This is a genomic window from Terriglobus roseus, from assembly GCF_900102185.1.
GTDB lineage: Bacteria > Acidobacteriota > Terriglobia > Terriglobales > Acidobacteriaceae > Terriglobus > Terriglobus roseus_A.
Map to the genome: position 1 here is coordinate 4,264,170 of NZ_LT629690.1, position 24,112 is coordinate 4,288,281.

9 protein-coding genes are annotated in these 24,112 nt (G+C 56.4%); 6 read left to right on the forward strand and 3 right to left on the reverse strand.

Going from position 1 to position 24,112, the window contains the following annotated elements; translation table 11 throughout:
* Positions 1-80 precede the first annotated feature (80 nt).
* From BLT38_RS17915 to BLT38_RS17940, 6 genes are all read left to right on the forward strand, one after another.
* Positions 81-1,061, forward strand: coding sequence for a mechanosensitive ion channel family protein (locus BLT38_RS17915; protein ID WP_172838337.1), 981 nt, complete (start codon positions 81-83; stop codon positions 1,059-1,061).
* A 340-nt stretch (positions 1,062-1,401) separates the two neighbouring features.
* Positions 1,402-4,890, forward strand: a complete 3,489-nt coding sequence (locus tag BLT38_RS17920; RefSeq protein WP_083346407.1) for a TonB-dependent receptor — start codon at positions 1,402-1,404, stop codon at positions 4,888-4,890.
* Between the two features lie 380 nt (positions 4,891-5,270).
* Positions 5,271-8,615: a TonB-dependent receptor gene (locus BLT38_RS17925; protein WP_083346408.1), complete on the forward strand. Its 3,345-nt coding sequence runs from the start codon at positions 5,271-5,273 to the stop codon at positions 8,613-8,615.
* A gap of 406 nt (positions 8,616-9,021) precedes the next feature.
* Positions 9,022-12,318, forward strand: coding sequence for a carboxypeptidase-like regulatory domain-containing protein (locus BLT38_RS17930; RefSeq protein WP_231966601.1), 3,297 nt, complete (start codon positions 9,022-9,024; stop codon positions 12,316-12,318).
* 116 nt (positions 12,319-12,434) lie between these two features.
* The gene (locus BLT38_RS17935; protein ID WP_083346410.1) at positions 12,435-14,087 is read left to right on the forward strand and encodes a M28 family peptidase; all 1,653 of its coding nucleotides are present in this window, start codon (positions 12,435-12,437) and stop codon (positions 14,085-14,087) included.
* Between the two features lie 165 nt (positions 14,088-14,252).
* On the forward strand, positions 14,253-18,731 hold the full coding sequence (locus BLT38_RS17940; protein WP_083346411.1) for a beta strand repeat-containing protein: 4,479 nt from the start codon (positions 14,253-14,255) through the stop codon (positions 18,729-18,731).
* 76 nt (positions 18,732-18,807) lie between these two features.
* On the opposite strand, the gene BLT38_RS17945 is transcribed toward BLT38_RS17940, so the two are convergent.
* The 3 genes from BLT38_RS17945 to BLT38_RS17955 all read right to left on the reverse strand — a co-directional run bounded on the left by BLT38_RS17945 (position 18,808) and on the right by BLT38_RS17955 (position 24,018).
* The gene (locus BLT38_RS17945; RefSeq protein ID WP_083346412.1) at positions 18,808-21,444 is read right to left on the reverse strand and encodes an ABC transporter permease; all 2,637 of its coding nucleotides are present in this window, start codon (positions 21,442-21,444) and stop codon (positions 18,808-18,810) included.
* Entirely contained in the window at positions 21,441-21,785 is a 345-nt protein-coding gene (locus tag BLT38_RS17950; protein ID WP_047491323.1) for a PadR family transcriptional regulator, read from the reverse strand. The genes BLT38_RS17945 and BLT38_RS17950 overlap by 4 nt, the downstream gene beginning before the upstream one ends.
* 160 nt (positions 21,786-21,945) lie before the next feature.
* Positions 21,946-24,018, reverse strand: a complete 2,073-nt coding sequence (locus BLT38_RS17955) for a glutaminase family protein (RefSeq protein WP_083346413.1) — start codon at positions 24,016-24,018, stop codon at positions 21,946-21,948.
* Between the last annotated feature and the right edge of the window lie 94 nt (positions 24,019-24,112).

A 24,112-nucleotide genomic window follows, 5' to 3' on the forward strand; every position in this document is an offset into this window, starting at 1 on the left:
TTGAATGCACTGCTGGATTTTCCTAAAAAGCTGGCATATCGGAAGTAGAATTTCGCCGAGACAATCACAAGGATTTCCGCGTGCGTTTAAAGGGATCGGGAAGGCTGCTTTTGCTTGCTGTGGGTGTCACGGCATGCCTTGTTGCGGCGCGACTCGTTCTGGAAGGCCATCACCTGCCTGATTTCGTTTATCGGTGGGGCGGCAGTTTGCAGGGAGTCCTGGCGACAGAGCTTTTCAGCGTTGGGAACAGCCCTGTTCGTTTGTTGTTTGTGATCAAGGTTGCGGTGTTCTTCTTTGTGCTGAGCCGCTTCACGCGGGTGGCTCGCTGGATTCTGAAAGGGCTGCTGCAGTCTGATCCTCGCTTTGATAACCACCGCATCTATGTTCTGTCGCGACTGCTGACGATCACGATCTTTGTGATCGGGTGCCTGCTGGGCATTCACGTGGAGCACATTAACCTGCACACGTTTGTGCTGGTAGGCGGAACGATTGGCGTTGCCGTTGGTCTGGGTGTGCAGCGGTACGTTGGCAATCTTGTTTCGGGGCTGTCCATATTGTTCGAGGGCCAGTTGCGGCTGGGAGACTTTGTTCAGTTTGGCGATCAGCAGGGCTTCATCGAGCGGCTTGGCGCGACGAGTTCGCAGATACGCACGCCGAACAATACGACTGTGGTGATTCCCAACACAGAGCTTTCGAACAGCAAGTTCATCAACTACAGCGGAAGGCATACGACATTCCGGTTGGTGTTGCCACTGACTGTCTCTTATGGAGTGGATGCAGAGATTGTTCTCTCGGAAGTGATGAAGACGATTGCTGCTCACCCGGCGGCGCTTGAGCGTCCTGAGCCGTCAGTGATTCTGACGGAGATGAAGCCGGACACGATGAACTTTCAGGCGCGGCTGTGGACGAAGACGCATCCGGAGGACTTCGACGTTCTGACTTCGGAGTTGTACGTGGCAATCAAGCGGATGTTCGAGGCGAACGGAATCACGCTGCCGCGTCCTGCGATGGATGTTTGGCTTGCTGGGAACGACGGTTCGGAGAACTCGCCGCGCGCGTAATCAGGCTTTGATATATCACCCTGTTGCCAATGTGGTTTTGACTCTGTCGAAAGCGGTGCGCCAGTTCCGTGGATTTAGGGCGCGTTTTATGCGGTTCCTTTCAGGGCACAAAATGTCCGATTTGGGCGTTGCACCAAAGATGGTGAAGGACTACGCTTTTTGCTATCCCGTTTCTGTTCACGGGATGTTCACATAACGGCCCCGCTGGCGTCTTACCTTCCCCCGATATGCAAGGAAGATAGCCGGCCCCCCACTTGCGCCGACTGGTCCACGGAAATCCCGATGGTCTCAGCAGCGTTTGACGGTCCCCTTAGCAGTAACACTTCTGGAGGCAGTACCCATGATGAATCGCAGGACGCAGAGCGCCTGTTGGGGCTTAGCCCTGATTGCGCCGCTCGCACTTTCCGCCACACTTGTCGCGCAGGACGTGAGTGGCTCCATTTCCGGTACCGTGCGTGATGCCAGCGGCGCCGTTATTCCCAATGCCACGGTGAAACTGACCAACACGGATCGCAACCTGGTGGTTCGTACGTTGAACACTGGCGGTTCCGGAACCTACAGCGCCCGTTCCCTTCCCCTGGGCAACTACACGGTTGAGATTGCTGCTCCGAACTTTGGCACGCAGACCGTCACCGGCGTTGTGGTGCACGTGAACGATTCGCTGACGATCAACGGTGATCTGAAGGCAGGCGGCGGCAATGAAGCTGTGACCGTGACCAGCGAACAGCAGTCCATCAACCTGGAGAATGCGACGCAGGCCGGTTTGATTAACGGCACGCAGGTGCGCGAACTGGTTCTGGGAACGCGTAACTATGAGCAGCTTGTTGGATTGCAGCCCGGTGTTTCCTATTCCGGTGGCGACCAGATCTACATTGGCAACAGCAGCCCGAATGGCGCGACGAACGTTGTGAACTTCAGCGTGAACGGCGCGCGTACCAGTGGCAATGCGTGGACTGTGGATGGTGCGGATAACGTGGACCGCGGATCGAACTTCACGTTGCTGACCTATCCCTCGGTGGATGCGATTGCCGAGTTCAAGACGTTGCGTGGACAGTACTCCGCAGAGTTTGGACGCAGCGCGAGCGGTCAGATCAACGTGGTGACCAAGAGCGGCACGAACAGCCTGCACGGCAGCGCGTACGAGTTTGTTCGCAACGATGTGTTCAATGCGAACGATGTATTGAACAAGTTGACGACGACGCCTGCGGGTGCGTCGAAGACGACGAGCGCACGCAGCAAGCTGCGTTACAACGACTTTGGTTACACCATTGGCGGACCGCTGTTCATTCCGAAGGTGTATGACGGCCGCAAGCACAAGACATACCTGTTCTTCTCGCAAGAGATTCGCCGTGTGATCACGTACAAGCCGGTGACATTGACCGGTGTGCCAACGATTGCTGAGCGTGGCGGAACGTTTGCTGCACCTGTCTGCGTGGCTGTGAGTCCGACTGGAACCTGCACGACGCAGAACACGCGTGTGACGAATTTCAGCCCGCTGGCGCAGGCGTATGTGAAGGACATTTACGCCGGTGTGCCTGCGCCTGATGCTTCGGGAACGCTAGTGACGCCGCCACTGCAGAACATCTTCAATGCGAACCAGCAGATTGGCCGCGTTGATCAGAGCTTTGGCGATAAGGTGCAGGTGTTCTTCCGCATCATCAATGACAGCATTCCCACGGTAGAGCCGGGCGGCCTGTTCCAGGGCTCGGGATATCCGGGTGTTGGCACGACGGCGACGAATGCACCTGGCCGTATCTATCTGGGTCATGCAACGTGGGTGATCTCGCCGACGTGGCTGATGGATGGTGGCTATGCGTTCTCGCAGGGCGCGCTGCTGAGCGATCCGATTGGATCGATGCGGAACTCGGCATCGCCGGATGTGGCGGCGTTGGTTAAGCTTCCTTACCAGTCGTCATTGGCGCGTGTTCCGGGCCTGACGTTCACGGGTGGAACTGGCCTGGCAACGTATGGTCCGTATCGCGATTACAGCCGCAATCACAACATCTTCCTGAACGTGACGAAGACGCTGGGAGCGCACACGCTGCGCTTTGGTGCGAACTACAACCACTATGAGAAGAAGGAAAACAACGCCAGCGCAAATGCGGGTTCGTTTGCGTTTACCGATGCGGGTGTGCCGACGGGGCAGCAATCGTATCGACAGAGCTGGGCGAACTTCCTGACGGGCTTTGTCACGACGTTCTCGCAGGCCAGCTATGACGTGACGCCGGACATCAAGGTGAACCAGTGGGAAGGCTACTTCCAGGATGACTGGAAGGCGACGCCGCGCCTGACGGTCAACCTGGGTATTCGTTACTCGAAGTTTGCGCAGCCGATCGATGCGAACCATCAGTTGACGACGTTTGATCCTTCGCTGTATGTGGCGGCGAATGCTCCGACGATTGATACGACGAACGCCGGCAACCTGTGCGTAGTGGGTGCACCATGTACGGGAGCGACGCCGAATCCGAATGCGAACCGGTTGAACGGTATCAGCATCAACAGCGGTTCAAGCCAGGCAGCTACGTCTCCTTATGGAAACAAGGTGGGCAAGAGCGACAACCTGAACTTTGCTCCACGCCTGGGCTTTGCCTATGACGTGTTTGGCAATGGCAAGACGAGCGTGCGTGGTGGTTACGGCATTGCGTATGATTCGTCGCTGTTCGGTATCTACGAACAGAACATCTTCCAGAACATTCCCTATGTGCAGACGCCCACGATTTCGAACACGAGCTTCGATAATCCTGCGGCTGTGTCAGCGAATGTGAGCTATGCGGCGCCGGTGTTGCGTGCAACATCGCCGAAGTTCCGCACGCCGTACAACCAGCAGTTCTCGCTGGGTGTGCAGCAGTCGCTGGGCTGGGGTGTGACGACGGACGTCAGCTACGTGGGTAGCCACCAGGTTCACCTGATTGGTCTGGTGGACATTAACCAGCCTGCACCGGGTGCGTTTGCTACACCCACCGTGGGTACGCCGAGCGGTGGTTATTACACGATCAATACGACGACGATTAACAAGATTAACCAGATTCGTCCGTATCGCGGCTATGGCGTGATCAACAGCGTCCAGCCCATCTTCGACGGTAACTACAACTCGCTGCAGATTGGCGGACGCAAGTCGTGGAAGCACGATTCGCTGGTGAGCGTGAACTATACGTGGTCGCGCGCGCTGACGAATGCGAATGCTGACCGTACCGGCGCACCGCAGATTTCGTCGCGCACGGACCTGGAATATGGCCGCAGCGCTGCGGATCGTACGCACATCTTCAACTTCAACGCGGTGTATGCACTGCCGTTCTTCTATGACCAGAAGGGCTTTGTGGGCCATCTGCTGGGAGGATGGGAGGTTTCGGCGCTGGGTTACTTCAACAGCGGCCTGCCGCTGGGTGTGACCACCAGTGGTCTTGATCCGGCGGGCGTGGGCGTGATCGTTTCGTCCAGCGCTGCGAGCGGACGTCCGGACCAGGTGGCGAATCCGAACGTAGCAAGCGCGACGAGCGGGCCGATCCACACACGGCAGCACTGGTTCAACATCAACGCTTACCAGGCAGTTCCGCTGGGCCAGTATCGCGGCGGCAACTCGCAGCGTAACGGTGTGAACGGACCGGGATGGTGGCGTGTTGATCCGGGTGTGTTCCGGAACATTCGCATCTGGCAGGAAGTGAACCTGCAGCTTCGCGGCGAAGCGTTCAACATCTTCAACCACACCAACCCCGACACCATCAGCACCAGTGGCCTGATCACGGCGAGCGGTTACAGCGCCACGGCAGGCAACATCACGGGCTATCGTGACAAGCGCATCCTGCAGCTTGGTGCGAAGCTGGTGTTCTAACAACTGTTCCAAAACGGACAGTATTCAAGAGGGAGGCGCTTCGGCGCTTCCCTCTTTTTGTCTTTTTGCGTAGTTCTGTTTCTTAACTGAATTGGTTCGTTTTGTGAACGAATTGTGCCTTCTACGGAACGATTTGCAACGTATTCAGTGCAAGCCACCAGAAATGATGACTTTTTTCAAAATGAACAGTTGCATTGTGAACGTTCCTTGAATAGGGTGATAGCTACCTTGTCAATTCAGATGTTCTGTCGTTCCTAACCGCCCCCGCATCGCTGGCAGTCAGCGTTACAGGAGGTTTTGGGACCGCATTGGGATACGTGTATCTCATTGCAGCCCCGTAGGTTCGGTACGACCCCCAGGCAGCAGGAGAAAAGAGCACCATGAGTATGTTCACTAAGAGGTCACACCTGGCGCTATTCGCGTCAGCAGTATTGGTAGGCAGCGTTACAGCAGGCGCACAGACGTACCGCGGCGGTATTGGCGGCACGGTTGTAGACGCTTCGGGCGCAGCCATCCCACAGGCAAAGATTGTTCTGAAGAACACGGAAACCGGCGAAACACGTACGACGAACAGCACGCAGGCCGGCACCTATGTGTTCCAGGATCTACAGCTGGGTACTTATGCGGTGACGATCTCCGCGCCTGGCTTCGGCGATTTGACCCTGAACAAGATCGATGTGAACCCGGGTGCGGTGACTCCGGCGAACGGCAAGATGTCTGTTGGTACATCGGAGGTTGTGGTCGATGTGGCTGCGGATACTACCTCTGAGATTCAGACGTTGTCGTCGGCGAACAACGCCGTTATTGGAAGCAAGGCCGTTTCGGAAATTCCTCTGAATGGTCGTAGCTTTACCTCGCTTCTGACGTTGGCTCCTGGTTATAACGCAAACGGCTCCTTGAACGGCGCCCGCAGCAACCAGATCAATTACCAGATTGACGGTACGGACAACAATGACATCTGGCAGGGCGGCACGGCCGCTAACCAGGGCGGCGTTGGTCCCATCGCAGGTGTAACCCTGCCCATTGAAGCGATCGACCAGTTCTCGATTCAGTCATCGGGTAACGCAGAGGTCGGTCACAGCGCCGGCGGTCTTGTTTCACTGGGCTTGAAGACCGGTACGAATAGCTTCCACGGCTCGGCCTACTTCTACGGTCGTAGCGAATTCTTCGCGGCGAATGACTTCTTCGCCAAGACCGGTGCGCGTAAGACGAAGACCCGCAACCAGCAGTTTGGTGGATCGATTGGCGGACCGGTTTTCAAGGACAAGCTGTTCTTCTTCACCAACTATGAGCGTCAGGCGTACGGCATTCAGCTCTCCAGCAACTCGCTGACGGAGCCCGGTGCGGCTTATGTGACGCAGGCTACGCAGTTGCTGGCGCGTCACGGTGTCAACTCAGTCAATCCGCTGTCGGTGAATTTGCTTCAGAACCTGTGGGCGGGTGGTAATGCCGCGGGACTTGCTGCGAACACCAACAACTATGTCGAGACCCACCAGCGGCATGGTTACAGCGATAACTTTGTGGGGAACCTGAATTACATCCTGTCGCCGAAGCAGACGATTCGTCTGCAGGCCTTTGTCGGCACTGGACGCCAGGCAGAACCCGCGAACAGCACCAGCACCTACTGGTATTACCAGGTGGCTCCGGATATCACGCAGAGCTTCTCGCTGTCAGATAACTGGGCACCGACGGATCGCCTGTCGAACCAGGTGATCATTGCAACCGGTATCTTCAACCAGACATTCAACGATCTCCGTCACGACTTCAACATGCCGGGCCTTGGTCTGAACACCGGCGTGACGAGTCCGGCGCTGTTCGGTGCTCCGTCCATCACGATGGGCAGCTTTGACACCGTGGGTGTCACGCAGCCTCTCGGACGTAAGGATTACACCGGCCACATCACCGATGCAGCAACGTGGGTGAAGGGTGCGCATCAGATCCGTTTCGGTGGTGAGTTCCGTCGCAGCTACATCGATCTGCAGTATCAGAGCGGTGTGCGCGGCAACTTTACCTTCAACGGATATGCTTCGCAGAACACGACCCTTGGAGCTGGCGTAACTGGATGGTCTTCCAGCAAGACGACGGCACAGGTGTGCGGTACGCCAAACGCGACAGCTACGGCGAGCTGCGGTGGCGTCAATGACTATAGCTACATCGGCTCACACAACGAAGTGCTGGCGCTGGCGGACTTCCTGAACGGTAGCTATTTCTCGGGATCGTTCGTGCAGGGCAACCTGCGTCGTGATCTGTACAGGACCGATCTGTCTTTCTTCCTGCAGGATCAGTTCAAAGCGACATCCAAGCTGGTGCTTAACTACGGCGTCCGGTATGACTACTTCGGAGCACTTTCATCCACCGGTCCTCTATCCATCTGGCGTCCCGGTGCCTCGGGTGCAGATGCGAACGGCCTGATCAGGGTCGGTACTCCTGGAAGTCCCTCCACCTATAGCCCGAGCAAGATCAACTTCTCTCCGCGCGTAGGTATCGCCTACACGGCTACGGACAAGCTGGTGATCCGCGGCGGCTATGGCCTCTACTTCGACGCGCCGCCGTTCAATGGCTTTGGTAACAACGGCAGCATCGCCACCGGTAGCACGGCGACTGGTCTGCAGGCCAATCCATTTGGCGGTGTGCAGAACGTGTCTCTGGGTGTAGGTACATGGCAGACGAACCAGTATGTCTGGGCAAGTGCTGCTGGCGCCTCCAACTACGGTTTGTTCTCCATCAATCCGAATCTGAAGACGGCCTATTCGCAGACCTTCAACCTGGGCACGGAGTATCAGCTCAGCCGCAATACCGTTGTCACTCTGGGATATGCCGGTTCCACTGGAACTCACCTGTATGGTCTCCGCGATGCGAACCAGGCTGCGCCGGGCGTAGGTACCTCGGCTACGGCTCTGATTCCACGCCGTCCTTGCTACATCAATAAGTGTGTTGCTAACTACGCTTCCATCGGCCCCGTGCAAGAGGTTGCGAGCTGGGGCGCATCGAACTTCAACTCGTTGCAAGCGACGATCAAGTCGAACAACTGGCACCATCTGACCAGCCAACTTTCCTGGACCTATGGCCATTCGCTGGATAATGGTTCGGGCTTCCGCAGCACCGGCCCGATCGATTCCAACAACCTTGGCCTGGACTACGGAAACGCCACCTTCGATATCCGTCACACGTTGAATGGATATCTTGTGTGGGAAGCCCCGCAGTTCACGAAGCATCTTGCTCCGTTGACCGCAGGTTGGCAGACGACGCTTAACGCTCAGCTTCACACTTCGGCCCCCATCAACATCACCGTCGGCGATAACACCGGCCTCGGTATGAACAACAAGGACCGTGTTAACTACAACGGCGGCGTCTATAAGACAGGCAGCCGGAACATTCAGACCAACCCAGACGGCAGCAAGTTCATCCAGTATTGGGCCACTGCCGCAGCAAATTCGGTCATTAGTGTTCCAACCTATGGATCGCATGGTAACGTGGGCCGCGACTTCTTCCGTGGACCTGGTTTCTATGTTGTCGACGCAGCACTGGCGAAGAACACGACGATCTATGAGAACGTCAAGTTCCAGTTCCGTGCGGATCTGTTCAACCTGTTCAACATCCTGAATCCGAATACGCCGACGACATCCGTCTCGAGCAATACGTTTGGTCAGATCTCGGGCGCTCCGACCGGTATTTCTTCGGGTGCTCCGTTCAACGTACAGTTCGCCGGAAAGATCATCTTCTAACTTCGGCGTAACGCAACACACTAGCCCGCATGGCTTCCAAGCCATGCGGGCTTTTTCTTTCTATCGCTCTGTTCCGGTTTGGGAATGTCTCACGATGTTGTGTCGCACATGCGGTGCAATGCTATCCGTGTGCAAGAAAAATATGAAAGTTACTTAACTTTATCTCTTGCGTCACGGGACGTTAACGATTACTGTGGGCCTATCGTTCAACCTTTTTCACCGGAATTACGTTCCGGGACTGCGATGTGCTGTGTTTCTTACAGCGCAAACGCTCTCTTGTATCTGCCCACAGGCGCAGGCTGCACAGACGCCATTGGGCTGAACTTTGCAGGACCTCAGGGAGATTCAGATGACCATGTATTCGAGGAGCAGCCGTTTTTCTTTCGGCAGGCGTGGCAGCATTGCATTGGCAACTTCAGCTGTTCTCATCGGCAGCGCTGTTGCAGGAGCTCAGACGTTTCGTGGAACGGTGAGCGGTACGGTTACTGACAGCACAGGCGCGATCGTTGCGAATGCTTCGGTGGAGTTGAAAAATCCCGCAACAGGTGCGGCGATTCAGAGCAAGACAAACGGTGCGGGTAACTATAGCTTTCCGGAAATTGCTCCGGGCAAATATGAGTTGACGGTAAGTGCTCCTGGTTTTGCGACGCGCAAGGTTTCGGACATTGATGTGCAGGTGACGAAGGTTGCCACCATTGATGTGCCATTGAGCGTTGGTGCAGAGAGCACGATTGTGGACGTTGCTGCTGGCAACACGGTCTCGCCTGATACGGAATCAAGCGCACTGGTGACAGTGGTTGATAACAAGGCTGTTGCGGAACTGCCGTTGAATGGCCGCGACTTCACGCGACTAGTGCGTTACTCGCCGGGTGTGGCTGCACTCTCGAACTCGGTGAATGGTTCGCGTACAGCGTCGATCAACTTCCAGGTGGACGGCGCGGATAACGTAGATGCGTGGCTTGGCATTGTGGCTTCGAATCAGGGCGGTATCGCGAGCGTTGCAGGTGGTCTGATTCCGATTGAAGCGATCGATCAGTTCTCCATGCAGAGCGGCGGCGCTGCCGATCAGGGCCGTAATGCTGGCGCGAACAGCAACATGGTGTTGAAGTCCGGTACGAACAATCTGCACGGCGACGTGTTCTACTTCGACCGCAACGAGTTCTTCGCTGCTATCTCGCCTGTGGCCCCTGTGGGAAGCCGCAAGCAGTTCCTGCGCAATCACCAGGGCGGATTTACGTTGGGTGGTCCAGTGTGGAAGGACAAGACGTTCTTCTTTGTTGCTGGTGAAATTCAGATTGCGAAGATCAACACTGCTCTGACGGATACGGTGCTGACCGACTCATGGATTTCGGGTGCAACATCGTTCATGAATGCGTGGCGTGGCGGGCTTGCGACTTCGCCAGGGGTGAGCCAGCTCAGCACGAATCTGTATGGCTTGCTATTCCCTGCGAATTCCAAGGGCGGCGCTGCGACGACGAGCAACTACTTTGCTCAAGGAACGACGAATTACAACTCATACAACGGCATCATCAAGCTGGACCAGCATTTTGGTGAGAAGAACACGCTGAGCGTGCGCTATCTGGGCACCACTGGTAAGCAGACCGCGCCGACGGGTTCGTATTATGCGGACTACTATCAGACCGCACCGATGCACATCCATAACTTCTCTGTTGTGGACAACCACATCTTCAGCAGCAAAATCTTGAACCAGTTGACGTTGGGCGTGAACTACTTCCTGCAGACGTTCAATGATGCGAATCAGAACTTCTTCCCACAGGCGAAGGCTGGTTTGAACCTGGGCATCACAAATCCGATTGTGGCGCAGGGCGCACCGACTATCAGCATCAGCAGCTTCGATATCACCGGCGCGACGCAGCCTTCAGGACGTACCGACGTAACGGGTCACATCACGGATTCACTTCACTGGACGCTGGGACGTCACCAGTTGGTATTTGGTGGTGAGTATCGCCGTGGCGATATCAACCAGCTTTACTTCTCGTCGTCGCGTGGCACGTTTAATTTTGATGGCACGCGTGGCCCGTGGTTCCGCGCCACGAATGGTACGGGTGCAACAGGTTCCACGTGCAATGCCAACTCGCTGACGTATGCGGCAAGCCTTGGCTTCAATACTGCTTCTGCATGCAACAACCTGGCGTACATTGCGGACTTCCTTGCAGGCCAGCCGACGGCATCGTCCGGTGCACGACTGTTGCAGGGTAATGCGCAGCGCGTGTGGTTGATGAACACGGAAGAGGCATGGGTCGCAGACACCTTTAAGGTGAATCCGAAGCTGACGTTGAACCTGGGGGTGCGCTACTCGGTTCCAGGCGTAATTCATTCGCAGGTGGATGACACGTACAGCTTCCGTCCAGCGAGTGGCTCGAATGCGGCAGGCTTCTACAAGCCGATGTACAACCAGTACTACGCTTCGGTTGCACCGCGTATCGGTTTTGCATACTCGCCACGTGAAGACAACTCCACTGTTATTCGCGGCTTTGTCGGGCGCTTCTACGATACGGTTGCGATGAGTGCGTTCGCCTCGGGCACTACGGGCAATGGCGGTGCAGCGTATTCGCAGAACAATCCTGCGGGTCCCGATGCAGCTGCTATCTATATCAACAATGCAGTGAGCTGGCAGGTAAATGTGAATCCATTCGTTGGAGCGGCTGCTCCCACGGTTGGTGCTGTTGGTGTCGATCCGAGCATCCGCATGCCGTATGCGGATGAGTTCAACCTGAACATTGAGCAGCAGGTGAGCAAGAAGACGCTGATGACGGTTGGTTACGTTGGAACGCTCGGCCGCAATCTGCTTACTTATTTCGATCTCAACCAGCCGCTTGCCAGCGGATCGACAACCTACAACGCTCGTCCTTACGCGACGCAGACCTCGTTCGTGAATGAGAATGCAGCGTTCGTTGGCGGTGCGTTGCAGGGCATCAATCAGCTTCGCGGATCTGCCACATCAAACTACAACGCGCTCCAGGTGAGCGTACGTCAGGCTGATTGGAAGGGCTTTTCTGGAAACCTGAACTACACATGGAGCAAGTCCATGGATACTAGTTCTGCAACCGGAACGCCGATGAACAGCTATAACCTGAAGGCGGATTACGGCCCGAGCACGTTCGATGGTCGTAACAACCTGAACGGATATGTCTTCTATACGGTGCCACAGTTCTTCCATGCGATGCCACGCGTGACGAAGGGCTTCCAGTTGAATGCGTCGTTCCAGTACTCGTCGGGTCTGCCGTTGAGCCCTACGGTGAGCACGGACAACAGCCGCACGTACCAGCTGAAGGATCGTCCGAATGTGAACGCCGGAGTGAATCCTTATACGGGTCTGCAGTTGTCTACCAGCACCAGCAGTGGACGGCAGTATCGCTGGATGCAGAATGCTGGAGCATTTACTGCGGCTCCTGTTGGTACTTACGGTAACGAACGTCGTGATGCGTATGTTGGTCCGAACTTCCGCACGATTGACTTCTCTCTGTTCAAGCACACGCCGATCACAGAGAAGATCAACACGGAGTTCCGTGCTGAGGTATTCAACATTTTCAACTTCAACAACTTTGCCAGCCCGAGCGTAAGCAATATCAGCAGCAGCACGTTCGGCCTGATCACCAATACGCGTAACGGTGCATCGGCTCCGGGTATCGGATTTGGCGAACCGTTCAATGTGCAGTTTGCCTTCAAAGTTACTTTCTAAAAACAGTGACTAACTGAAACAATGGCCGGGCCCGTTTCGTTCTGTATCTATCGACAGAATGCAGCGGGTCCGGATGTTTTCAGGGCATCGATGCGCTTTTTGCACCTTCAGGGGAGATGACAGTGATTGGTTTGAAAAACAAACTGGCGGCAGTTGCTTGCGCGGCTGCAGTGGTAATGGGACAAGGTTCGTTCGCGCAGGAAGCGGGCGGCGACAAGGTGGATCTGACCACGTTGAACGCGATTAAGCGCGAGGCGTTTGAGCGTTCGCAGGTGATGGAGAACCTGTATTACATGAGCGAGGTGTACGGCCCGCGTGTGAACAACAGCAGTAACCATCGCGCTGCTGCAGAGTGGGCCATGAAGCAGATGAAGGAATGGGGTCTGCAGAATGTTCACCTGGAATCGTGGGGACCGTTTGGATACGGCTGGCAGATCAAGAAGTTCTACGGCGCGCTTGAGACACCGGCGTATGCTTCGTTGATTGGATTCCCGCTGGCGTGGACGCCGGGCACGGAAGGCCCTGTGACGGCTGAGGCAGTGTGGGCACCGTTGCATACCGAGCGTGACTTTGAGAAGTACAAGGGCAAGCTGAAGGGCAAGATTGTTCTGATCTTCGATCCGCGGGAACTGGAGATGCACACCGAGGCGGAAGCCAAGCGGCTTACCGATGCTGAGGTGATGGCGCGCACGATTACGAATGATGTTTCGCGTCCTGGTGGTTTTGGTGGTGCGCGTCCGGGGGCTGCTGCTCCGCGTCCCGGTGACATTACTCCGACCACAACTTCAACCGCTGCGGCCACTGGCATGGTGTTGCGGAACAAGATCAACAAGTTTCTGAAGGACGAAGGCGCTGCAGTTGCGATCACACCGGGATACAACGGCGATGGTGGCACGGTATTCGCGTCGTATGGTGGTTCGCAGAATCCGAATGATCCTGTTGGTCCGCCGATGGCTGCGATCACTCCGGAACAGTACAACCGCGTGGTGCGTTTGCTACAGCATGGCGAGCATCCGAAGCTGACGTTCGATATCCAGGTGGATTATCAGAAGGATGATCTGAATGGCTTCAACGTGATCGGCGAGATTCCGGGAACGACGAAGGCTGACGAAGTTGTGATGGTTGGCGGTCACTTCGATAGCTGGCAGGGTGGCACAGGTGCAACTGACAACGGCACCGGTTCTTCTGTTGCAATGGAAGCGATGCGTATTCTTGCCACAATCAAGAAGCCGATGGCGCGTACGGTTCGTGTTGCGCTGTGGGGTGGCGAAGAAGAAGGTCTGTACGGATCGCTGGCGTATGTGCAGAAGCACTATGCACCGCGCACCACGATGGTGAAGACGCCAGAGTATGACAAGCTGGACGTCTACTTCAACGATGACTCGGGTTCGGGCCGCTTCCGTGCTGTGTCTGCGCTTGGATCGGACGAGATGGCATCAATCTTCCGTTCGTGGATTGAGCCGATCAAGGATGTGGGCATCATTGCTGTGACGGGACAGACCGCTGGTGCGACGAAGGCTCCGGGTGGTACGGATTCCACTTCGTTCTCGTGGATTGGCCTGAACGGCATTGGCTTCATGCAGGATCCGTTGGAATACGGCTCGCGCACGCATCACTCCAACATGGATCTGTATGACCGTGTGCAGAAGGGCGATGTGATGCAGGGCTCGATGATTGAAGCCTGGTTTGCTTACAACGCTGCGACGCGTGCTGAAATGCTGCCTCGCATTGAAACGCCGAAGCCGGATCCTACGGCGAAGGGTTTCTAAGATAGAAGCCTGAAGATAAGAGAGAGGGCAGGCCGCCAACAGGAGGCTTGCCCCCTTCGTCTTTAGGGCCAGAGCGCCTACCTTGGATGGGTCTTTCACTGCGGGAAACGATTCCAATTTTCACGATTCCTGTGACGCATTGCGACATATAATGGCGCAATTCGTATGACTTCGCTAAACTTGCGCCTTCGCTGCCTTCTTTCTCTTCTCCTAGTTGTCTTCTTGCAAGGATGTGCTGGTGGTGGTTCGGGTTCAGGCTCGAATCCGTCCGGCGGAACGACCACGCCGACACAGACAACGTTGACCGTGACGGGAATTAGTCCGACAAAGATACAGGCTGGTGCGTCTGATTTAACCCTGACGATTACAGGCACAGGGTTTCAGCAAAGCACTCAGTTACAGCTGGCAGGGGCGACTGTCACATCGGCCTATGTAAGCGGTACTCAGATGACTGCCCTTGTTCCGGCGAAGTCACTCACGAATGGAGCTCTGCTCACAGTGGTGGCCATGAACGGCAGCACAACTAGTAGTTCTCCTGCGAATGCTCTTTCGCTGGAAGTGGATAACCCTGTACCGCAGGTGACTGGATTTAGCCCTTCTTCATTGATGGCTGCTGCGGGCTCATCGACGATGTCGCTGAGCGGAAGCGGCTTTGTTCCCAGCAGTGTAGTGCAGATCAATGGCACACCAAGACCAACGGCATTCGGAAACTCCGGGCAAGTCACTTTTACCGTAACGGATGAAGATCTGGCTTCTGGGGGCTCGCTAAACCTGACCGTATTTAATCCAGCACCAGCTGGTGGTACGTCGTCCGCTGCATCTGTTCCAGTGCTTTATCCGTTACCGAGTCTTGTTTCGCTTTCACCGTCTTCGGTGCCACAGGGTAATACCTCAGCTAAGACCATCACGGTTACTGGCACTAACTTTATGTCTGGTTCAGTAGCCATGGTGAATGGCAGTGCTCGGCCGACGAGTGTTCTGAACAATTCGCAACTGACATTTGACCTGAGTGTCGCAGACCAGGCGACGGCTGGCACAGTGAGTGTGACGATCACCAATCCCACACCGGGGGGTGGAACTTCATCTGCCGCGACATTGACGATTGCAAAATCGACTCCGAGCTCCGTTGTGTCTTCGGTCACGCCCACACAATTTGTGGTGAACACCGCGGCGAGCTTCACGGTCCAGGCAACAAATATCTCCGCATCGTCAGTCGTTAACTGGAACGGAACACCGCTGACGACGACTTACACCTCCTATACCGTGTCAAACGCCACGTATTACTATCTGGTCGCGACGCTACCGGCCAGCTTAGTTCCAGCCGTAGGTACTGCCTCCGTGACGGTGACTAATCCGACCTCTGCACCTTCCAATGCGATAACTGTACAGGTTGTGAATCCGCCGGTTCCAGTGCTAACAAGCATCGCACCCAACGGAACTCCCCTCGGTACTGGTACGACGGTGACTGTCACTGGCACTAGTTTTACTTCGAGTTCATCTGTCTTCTGGGACGGTGTTGCACAACCCACTACGTTTAAGAATTCCGCAACGTTGACTTTCCAAGTTGCGGCATCGCAGGTAACACTGCCGGGCAATCACCAGGTCACGGTCAGCACTCCGGCACCGGGCGGTGGAGCGTCAGCGCCGGCAGGATTTACCGCGTACATCTCGATTCCCACCAACGCGATGGTGAAGCATCCCACGAATGGTCTCCTGTACGTGTCTGTTCCAGGTTCGGCGGGACCGCCATATGGTAATACGGTCGTTTCAGTGGATCCAGCAACGGGGACGTTCGGAAAGCCCATTCTGGTGGGCAGTGAGCCGAACAAGCTGGCTATTTCGTCGGATGGCACCACGATGTGGGTTGGTTTGGATGGCGTAAGTGCTGTACAGAAGGTTGATCTAACGACGGGAACTCTTGGGATGCAGTTCTCATTGGGTGGCGGCGTGGGCACATACAGCTATACACCGGTCGTCCATGCTATTGCGGTGTTACCGGGAACTACCAATTCCGTTGCGATCAGCGCGTTGGCGAGCCCGTATCTCTACGAAGACTATTTAACGATCTATGACAACGGCGTTGCACGCACGAACAACGCACTGCTTTCCACCGTCGGCACCATGCCGGCGATTGCAGTTGATCCGTCGCAGTCGTTGTTGTATGCGACAAGCTATGAATCTGGTTACCAGGTGTTCTCGTATGACTCCACTGGTCTGCATCATCAGGCGGGCGATAGCGGGACAGCTGTGCTCGACGGCAACTATGGTTCAGCTTTGCAAATTGATAGGGGACGGGCCTATCTGAATCTTGGCAAAGTGCTGAATTCCGCGGACGGAACGCTATTGGGCACGTTTTACAGCGCAGGCACTACGGTGGCGGTAGGTCCCATTGTGTCTGACAGTGCACAAGGCAAGGTGTTTATTCTGAATGTCCCGCCAACGTATTACTACGGGACTCCGGTTACGGCGACGATCCAGGCTTTCCGCCAATCAGACTTTACCGCTATTGCCAACGCTTCGATCCCGATGGGCGGTGCAATGGTAGGAACGAAGTATGGCGGGGGAGGTTCCTCAGTAACTGCGTTCAATGCAAGCAACGGTATCGATACGTTAGTGCGGTGGGGCAGTAACGGATTGGCATTCCGGGCAGCGAATGGTATCTTCAGCGTTCGCTCGAACGTGGTGCAGGACCTTAGCAACACTAATGCAGATCTGGCAGTTGCAGTTAACACGCCAGCCAGCGCGACCACAGGGACCAGCTATACCGCAACCATTAACGTAACCAACAATGGTCCATCGGCGGCAACGGCTGTTGCGCTGTCCGGAGTCCTGCCGACGAATGCATTGCAGGTATCCACATCCAGCTCTGTTGGTAACTGCACGGCGGTTAACACGCTCACGTGCAGCCTCGGCAATCTGGCATCTGGCGCCAGCGCAACCATCACGGTGGTGCTGAAAGGTACTGATAACGGCAGTGCAACGATTGCAGCGAATGTGCAGGCCGGGGAGAACGACCCGACGTCTTCAAACAACAGCGCCAGCGCTTCTACCACTCTGTCGGGAGGAACGTATGCTGCTGTACCAAGGATTGGTGCCATCGCGCCGAACGCTGCTGCCCTGGGCTCGGATGACGTTACTGTCACAGTGTCGGGAGCAGGGTTTATCAGTGGTTCGGTGGTGAACTGGAATGGCACCGCACTGAACACGTCGGTAGTCAGCAGCACACAACTTAAGGCAACGGTACCGGCCGCGTCGTTGAAGACGCTAAGCTGGGCATCGATTACTGTGTCTACTCCAGCACCGGGTGGCGGCCTCAGCGCAGCGCTACCGTTCACGGTTTACAACGTGTTGAAGTTAACCGCAAATCGAATTGCAGTGGAGCCCTTTACCGGGAAGCTGTATGCGACAGTCAACTCGGCAGCTACGGAAACCACGGGTAATTCTCTGGTTACAGTAGACCCTGTCGGCGGTACGTTCTCAACGGGTATCAGCATAGGCAGCCAGCCCACGAAGATGGCATTCACGGATAGCGGTAACTACATGTATGTTCTGCAGACCGGTGCAACCTCCGTGGGCCGCTATAACCTGCAAACTAAGACGCTGGATTTCTCCTTCCCGGTATCTACTACGGACGGTACTAGCAGCGCCGGATATACGCCACGCGATCTGGCTGTGGTCCCAGGATCAGAGACGAGCCTCTCGGTCGATCTAGGCTCATGGCCTGGCATTGCGATGTATGACGTGAATCCAACGAGCCACACTGCGACAACGCGAACAGGAACGTACGGGCAAAATGCAACGGGTCCATACACAGGTTCAAGTTTGCAATTCCTGAACAGCAACACCATGTTCAGCTTCAACATTGACACTACTGGTGGCACGTTGAACAAGTTCTCTGTCGCGTCTACCGGGCTGGTGGGTTCTTCTCAGCAGCAATATACTCTCAACAGCTTTAACTCGTTCAGCTTGAAAAACGGGATTGGCTATGCCAATGCAGGTGGTGTGGCGAACCTAGGTCTGCCGATGCCTGCTTCACTGGGTGTGTTCCTGCACACCGCGTCGAACATAACTGCGAGTACGACCTCAACATCTAGCCAGTTAACCGCGCCAGATCCGTCGCTAGGTCGTTCTTTCTTTGCGTTGACCACCGCGCAGGGATCTGCGCCAACGCAGCAGACGTTCTATGCCTTCGATCAGAAGTCTTACCAGCAGACGGATGCACTCACCACCACGGTTACAGGATCAACCGCGACGTCGAGTTCCATCACGGATGTGGACTTTGTCCGATGGGGACAGGACGGCCTCGCCTTATTACAGTCGGACGGCTACATTGTTTTTCTGCGTGGCCCGTTTGTTGTACCCGGCCTGATGTGGCAGAATGCAGCGGCCACTCTTACTTCTGCCTCCAGTAATATGCTGACGCATGGTAGTGGCAATGTCACGCTAACGTTTACCGGTACCGGTTTCCTGCCAGGTATGGCAGTGCTCTGGAACGGAAGTTATCGCACCACAACGTTGGTCGACTCAACACATGCGGCGGTAGCCATTCCAGCGTCGGACCTGGCAAGTGCTGGCTCGGCAACGGTGACTGCCGTGAATCCCGGTGCATCTGCTTCCACGGGACTTACGATCACCATTCAGTAACACGGAAGCAAAATACAGAGGCCCGGCAATCTTTGCCGGGCCTCTGTACGTTCAGTCTTTTTTCCAACGCTCCACCTTACTGAGTGCGCAAAGCAGCCATGGGGTCGATTTGTGAGGCTCGTCTTGCTGGCAGATAGCCTGCGAGGAGGGCTACTGCGAGCAGCAGTATGAGTGTTGCGGTGAAGGTGGTTGCATCTGTTGGTTGGGTTCCGTAGAGCATGGCGCTGATGCTTTGCGCGACGATGAAGGATGCGATGGAGCCCACGATGATGCCGATGGCGGCGAGTTGTAGAGTTCTGCCGATGATGCCGCGCAGCACCACGTCGCGTGATGCGCCGAGAGCCATGCGGATGCCGATCTCTTGTGTTTTACGCGTGACGGAGTACGAGATGACGCCGTAGATGCCGAGGCAGGCGAGGATTAATCCTGTTCCTGCGAATGCTGCGACGAGGATTGCGAAGAAGCGCCGCGGTGAAGTGGAGTGATCCACGAATTCCTGCAAGGGGCGCAGTTGCATGGCGGGTTGGCCGGGGTTCAGTTTGCGCAGGGTTTGCATGATGGTGGCGCCGAGTGTGTCTGCGGGTAACGTGCTGCGCACAACGAGTTCTGCTCCGTCTTCTCCCCAGCCCTGCGTGAGCGGAAGGTAGAGTTGCCATGCGGAACTGGCTTCTACGTCCGTCTCGTGAATGTCTGAGACAACTCCCACGATGCGTATTTCCTTATCGCCCTGCATTACTTTGTGATCGATTGCGTCGCCGTTGGGGAAGAGGAATCGTGCGGCTTTTTCGTTGATAATGGCGACGTTTTCGCTGGTCGAATTGTCGGTCCAGGCGATGTCGCGTCCGCGAAGATGCATGCCCATGGTTTTCACATAGCCGGGCGTGACGATGTAAATGAACGTGGGTTGTAGCTCATGCGGTTTGTAATCTACGCCCTTGATGCGTGGCGCTCCCCACGTGCGATTGCGTGCCAACGGAAGATTGTCTGAGAGGCCAACGCTTTGTATGCCGGGTATGTTTGAGACTTCGTTGAGCATGTTGCGATAGAAGGCGTAGCGAGGTTCATCCTTCAGATTGGGGACGTCGACTGAGATGGCTGCGGCTTGCGTGGGCCGATAGCCGAGATCGACGTCCATGACGTGCAGGAAGCTGCGCAGTAGAAGGCCCGCGCTTATGATGAGCACGCACGCCAGAGCGATTTCGCTGACGACCAATGTGTTGCGCAGACGATCGTGCGAACGGCCTTCACTGGTGCCGGGGCCGCTGTCTTTCAGTTGCGATTGCAGATCGCCGCCAGTGACGCGAAGGCTTGGCATGACGCCGAAGAGCAGCGTCGCACCGAAGGCAAGCACTAGCGTCCACAGTAGGGACGAGGTGTCGATACGCAGTTCTGAGAGTAGCGGAAGTGCGACGGAGCCTTGATGTGCGAGCCACTGCACGATGATTGCTGCGAGTCCGATGCCGAGCAGAGCTCCGAAGAATGAGAGTAGAGCACTCTCTGTAAGGAGTTGGCGGATCAGGCGGCCGCGACTGGCACCGAGAGCGAAGCGCAATGAAAACTCTTTGCTACGCGTGGCTGCGCGACCCAACAGAAGGTTGGAGAGATTGACGCAGACGATGAGCAGAATCATTGCAACAGCGCCCCACAGCATATAGAGCGAACGGCGTATCTGGCCTGCTACATGTTCTTTAATCGGCGTTGCGACGGTGGGGCCGTAGTCGCCTTTGGAGTTGGGATACTTCTTGTTGTTGTAGAACTGCGGAAACAGGATCGCTGCTTCTGAGCTGGCCTGTTGTACGGTCACGCCGGGTTTCAGGCGCGCAATGAATGTGATGATGTTGCCCCAGTTGCGACCCATGTCGAGACTGAATGGGCTGAGGACATCCACGCGTGTGCCTGGCGAGAAGGTTGCGCCAAAATCAAAGCTCTGCGGTAGGACTCCAACGATGGTCAGTGGCTTGTCGTCGACGGAGATTGCTTTGCCCACGATGTTGGGATCGCCCTGAAAGTGAGTCTTCCAGAAAGCATGTGAGAGCAGTGCGACGGCGGGCGCATTCATCTTGCCTTCGCCGGGTAGGAAGTTGCGACCGAGTTCGGGCTTGATGCCGAGCACATCCAGAAAGTTTGGAACTACGCCGATGCCCGTGATGGGCTGCGGTATGCCGTTGCCCGTGAGCTTCATGTTGTTGGGCGACGAGAATGCGAAGTAGCCGGTGATGCCGTCGTACGAACGGTTCATTGCAACAAGATCGTCGTATGCGTCTGAGGAGTACGTAGAGCCTGAGAGACCGCCGGCTTTCTTTGCAGGCTCAAGCCAGACAAGTTGTTGCGGATCCTTGAACGGCAGCGGCCGTAGAAGGATGGTGTTGACGAGGCTGAAGACGGCAACGTTGGCACCAATACCCAGCGCGAGGATCAGGATGGAGACGATTGCAAAGCCACGGTCGCGACTGAGAGAGCGCAGACCAAAGCGCAGGTCCTGCTGAAGGACGCCGAACCATGAGCGCGGATGTGCGCCTGCCGATTGTTCGCGTGCGGCTTCCATGCTGCCGAACTCAATGCCTGCCTGACGACGTGCTTCTTCTGGCAACATGCCGGATGCGATTTTGCTTTCGATGGACTGTTCCATGTGCGTGCGAAGCTCCTCGTCGAGGTCGTTAGCGGGTCGGCGGCGGAAAAGGAAACCGAGGCGAGTGAAGAGTTCGTGGATCATGCGAAGTCCTCCTTCGGTGCAGCGAGCACGAGAGAGATGGCAGAGCTGAGGCGGTTCCACTGATCGATTTCGCTACGCAGTTGTTTGCGGCCGACGGCGGTGAGTGCGTAGAACTTTGCCTTGCGATTGTTATCGCTGGCGCCCCACGAGGATTCAATCCAGCCTTTGTATTCCAGGCGATGCAGCGCGGGGTAAAGCGAGCCCTGGCCCACTTGCAACACGTCGTCCGACACCTGCTGGATGCGCGAGGCGATGCCCCATCCGTGCATTTCGCCGTGAGCAAGTGTTTTCAGGATCAGCACATCGAGCGTGCCCTGCAGAAGGTCTGTGGATGGTGGCATTTAGCTTTCCCCTTGATACTCGACAAGAGTGGCGCTTCTTCTGTCGGATGTCAAGGGGAAGTACGTTTGGTTCTCGGATGAAGTTCCGTGGTTTTTTGTAGCGCACGCGAAAGCCCCGCTTTTGGCGGGGCTTTCGTTTTACTTCCTATTCGGTTTGGAGTTACTTGGCTTCTTTGCGGTATTTGTCTGCCAGCGGTTTGTCGGCGAGGGCCTTGATGAAGAGGCCGCCGACTACGCTGCGGGCCTGGAAGCCAACCTGCTTGCCGGTGATGGTGTCGTACCAGTCCGTCATGGGGACGCGGCTGGTGGTCTCATTGGCCCATGTGTAGAGCGGGTCAACGAGTGTGTTGAAGTCTTTATCGTTGTCTGCGAGTGTGGCGGTCCACATCTCCCAATCGAGCTTGGTGTAGTCCTTGCGGCTGTCGAGCGGCAGACCGTACTTGTTCAGCTTCGTCTTGTAGAAGGCGATTTCGCTTTCACGCACGCTCTTGGGGAAGAGGTCGAAGCCAAGGAGCTTGTCCCAGATGAGGTTGTACTTCTGGCTCCAGGTGTTGGGCGAGTCATAGGCGAGTTTGTAGTGATCGCCTTCCTTGTCCATCTCCATCCACTTCTTCGCGTAGGCGTGTGCATCGTCGTTGTATTTCTTTGCTTCTGCGTCGTGATGCAGGAGCTTTGCGAGGTCGGCGTATGCGGCCATCGCGTCGATGGCTTTCAGCGCGAGATTCGCGTTATGCGTGACGTGTCCAGCGAAGTCGTCGGTGGTGAGCTGGTTCTCAGGATCGAGGCCGTGCTCGTGCAGGAAGTTGGCCCATTGCGAAAGCTGCGGCCAGAACTGCTCGGCGAGTTTCACGCCTGCGTTGTTCGGTTCGAAGCGTGCCAGCGCGTCGACGAGCAGGATCATGTTGCCCGACTCTTCGACAGGCATCTGGTTCTCTTCTGTCTTTTCACCGCCGCCGTAGTCCTGTCCGTTGGCCAATGGGTAGCGGCCAAGGTCATGCGGAGCGAACGGGAACTTCCAGCGATTGGGCAGCGCGGAGTACTCGAGAATCGGCAACACCTGCGCGTGCAGCAGACGCGGGTTGAAGAAGAGGAAGATGGGCGCAGAGGGGTAGAAGACGTCGACGGTTGCCGTGTCGCCGTTGCTGAAGTTTTCTTTTGCGAAGAGCAATGGTTGGCCGTCGGAGTCGGCAATGAGTTTGTGTGCGGCGATGCTCTGGCGATAGGACAGCGTGCAGAGCCATGCGTACTTCTCGCCTGCACTCTTGGTCAGGTCATCCTTCAGCTTTGTGTCGAAGGCGTTGCCCTTTGCGTCGAGCTTGGTCTGTTCTGCGAGCGCCTCTTCCAGCATTTGCGAGACGGGCTTGCCTTCACGCTGCCACCACGGGCGCAGGCGCTTGTTCAGCACTTCCATGCTGTAGCCATCGGTGTAGCTGACCAGTGCGGTTTTGGATACAGCCTGTGCGCTGACGGAGCCGAATGGGATCGCGACGGCCATTTCTGTCTGGCCCTTGGTGAAGGGTGCGGGGCCGTCGATGTCGTCGTTGGCGGGCAGAATGCCGTCGGTGGCGAAGGCGCGTGCCGTGCCGCTGGCGAGTGCGGTCTTTGGCTGTTCCTCATTCGGCACGGCGATGTGGAAATAGCCCCAGTCAATCTTGAGGTCGTCGCCGCTGCGGTTCAGCACCTGCTGCGACTGCGTGCCAACGGAGAGCACGGTGAGGTTTGCGGTCTGCTGGCGCGAGTAGGTGACGGGCTGGCCGCTGTAGCTGGTGGCCATCTCGGCGTTCGCGTTGAGGAAGACGCTGACCTGGTGGGATGCGCCGTCGGTGCTCTTGGCAGTCCACGTCAGGTAGGTGACGGGGCGCGAGAGCGTGTCGAGGTCGTCGAGGAACGCCGGTGTGAAGAAGGTCAGGTCGATCGACACGCCTGCGCCAGCAAACTGATAGCGCGTGTGGGTGAAGGTGAGCTGGCTGCCGGTCTGTTGCAATGCAGGGATATCGCGGCTGTTGCCCATGATGCGATAGGCCTTGCCGTCGATGCGGACCAGGCTGTTCAGCGGTTGCGGATGACCTGTCCAGTGCTTCGTCGGCTCCGCGGTGAGCGTGTCGGCCGTGGACCACACGGAGAAGTACGGGTCATGCGCGATGAGCGGCGTGGCGGGCGGACGCTCCGTGGTTTGGGCGTTGAGCGTGGCAGCGGCGACGAGAAGCAATGGTGCAACGTAGCGAGAGAGCATTTGGGGACGTGTTTTCTCCGGAAAGTTGAGCGAGGAAAGGATATCGCGAGCGTCGTCATCGTGCCGTTGTGCACGTGATCCTTCGCGAGTCTGA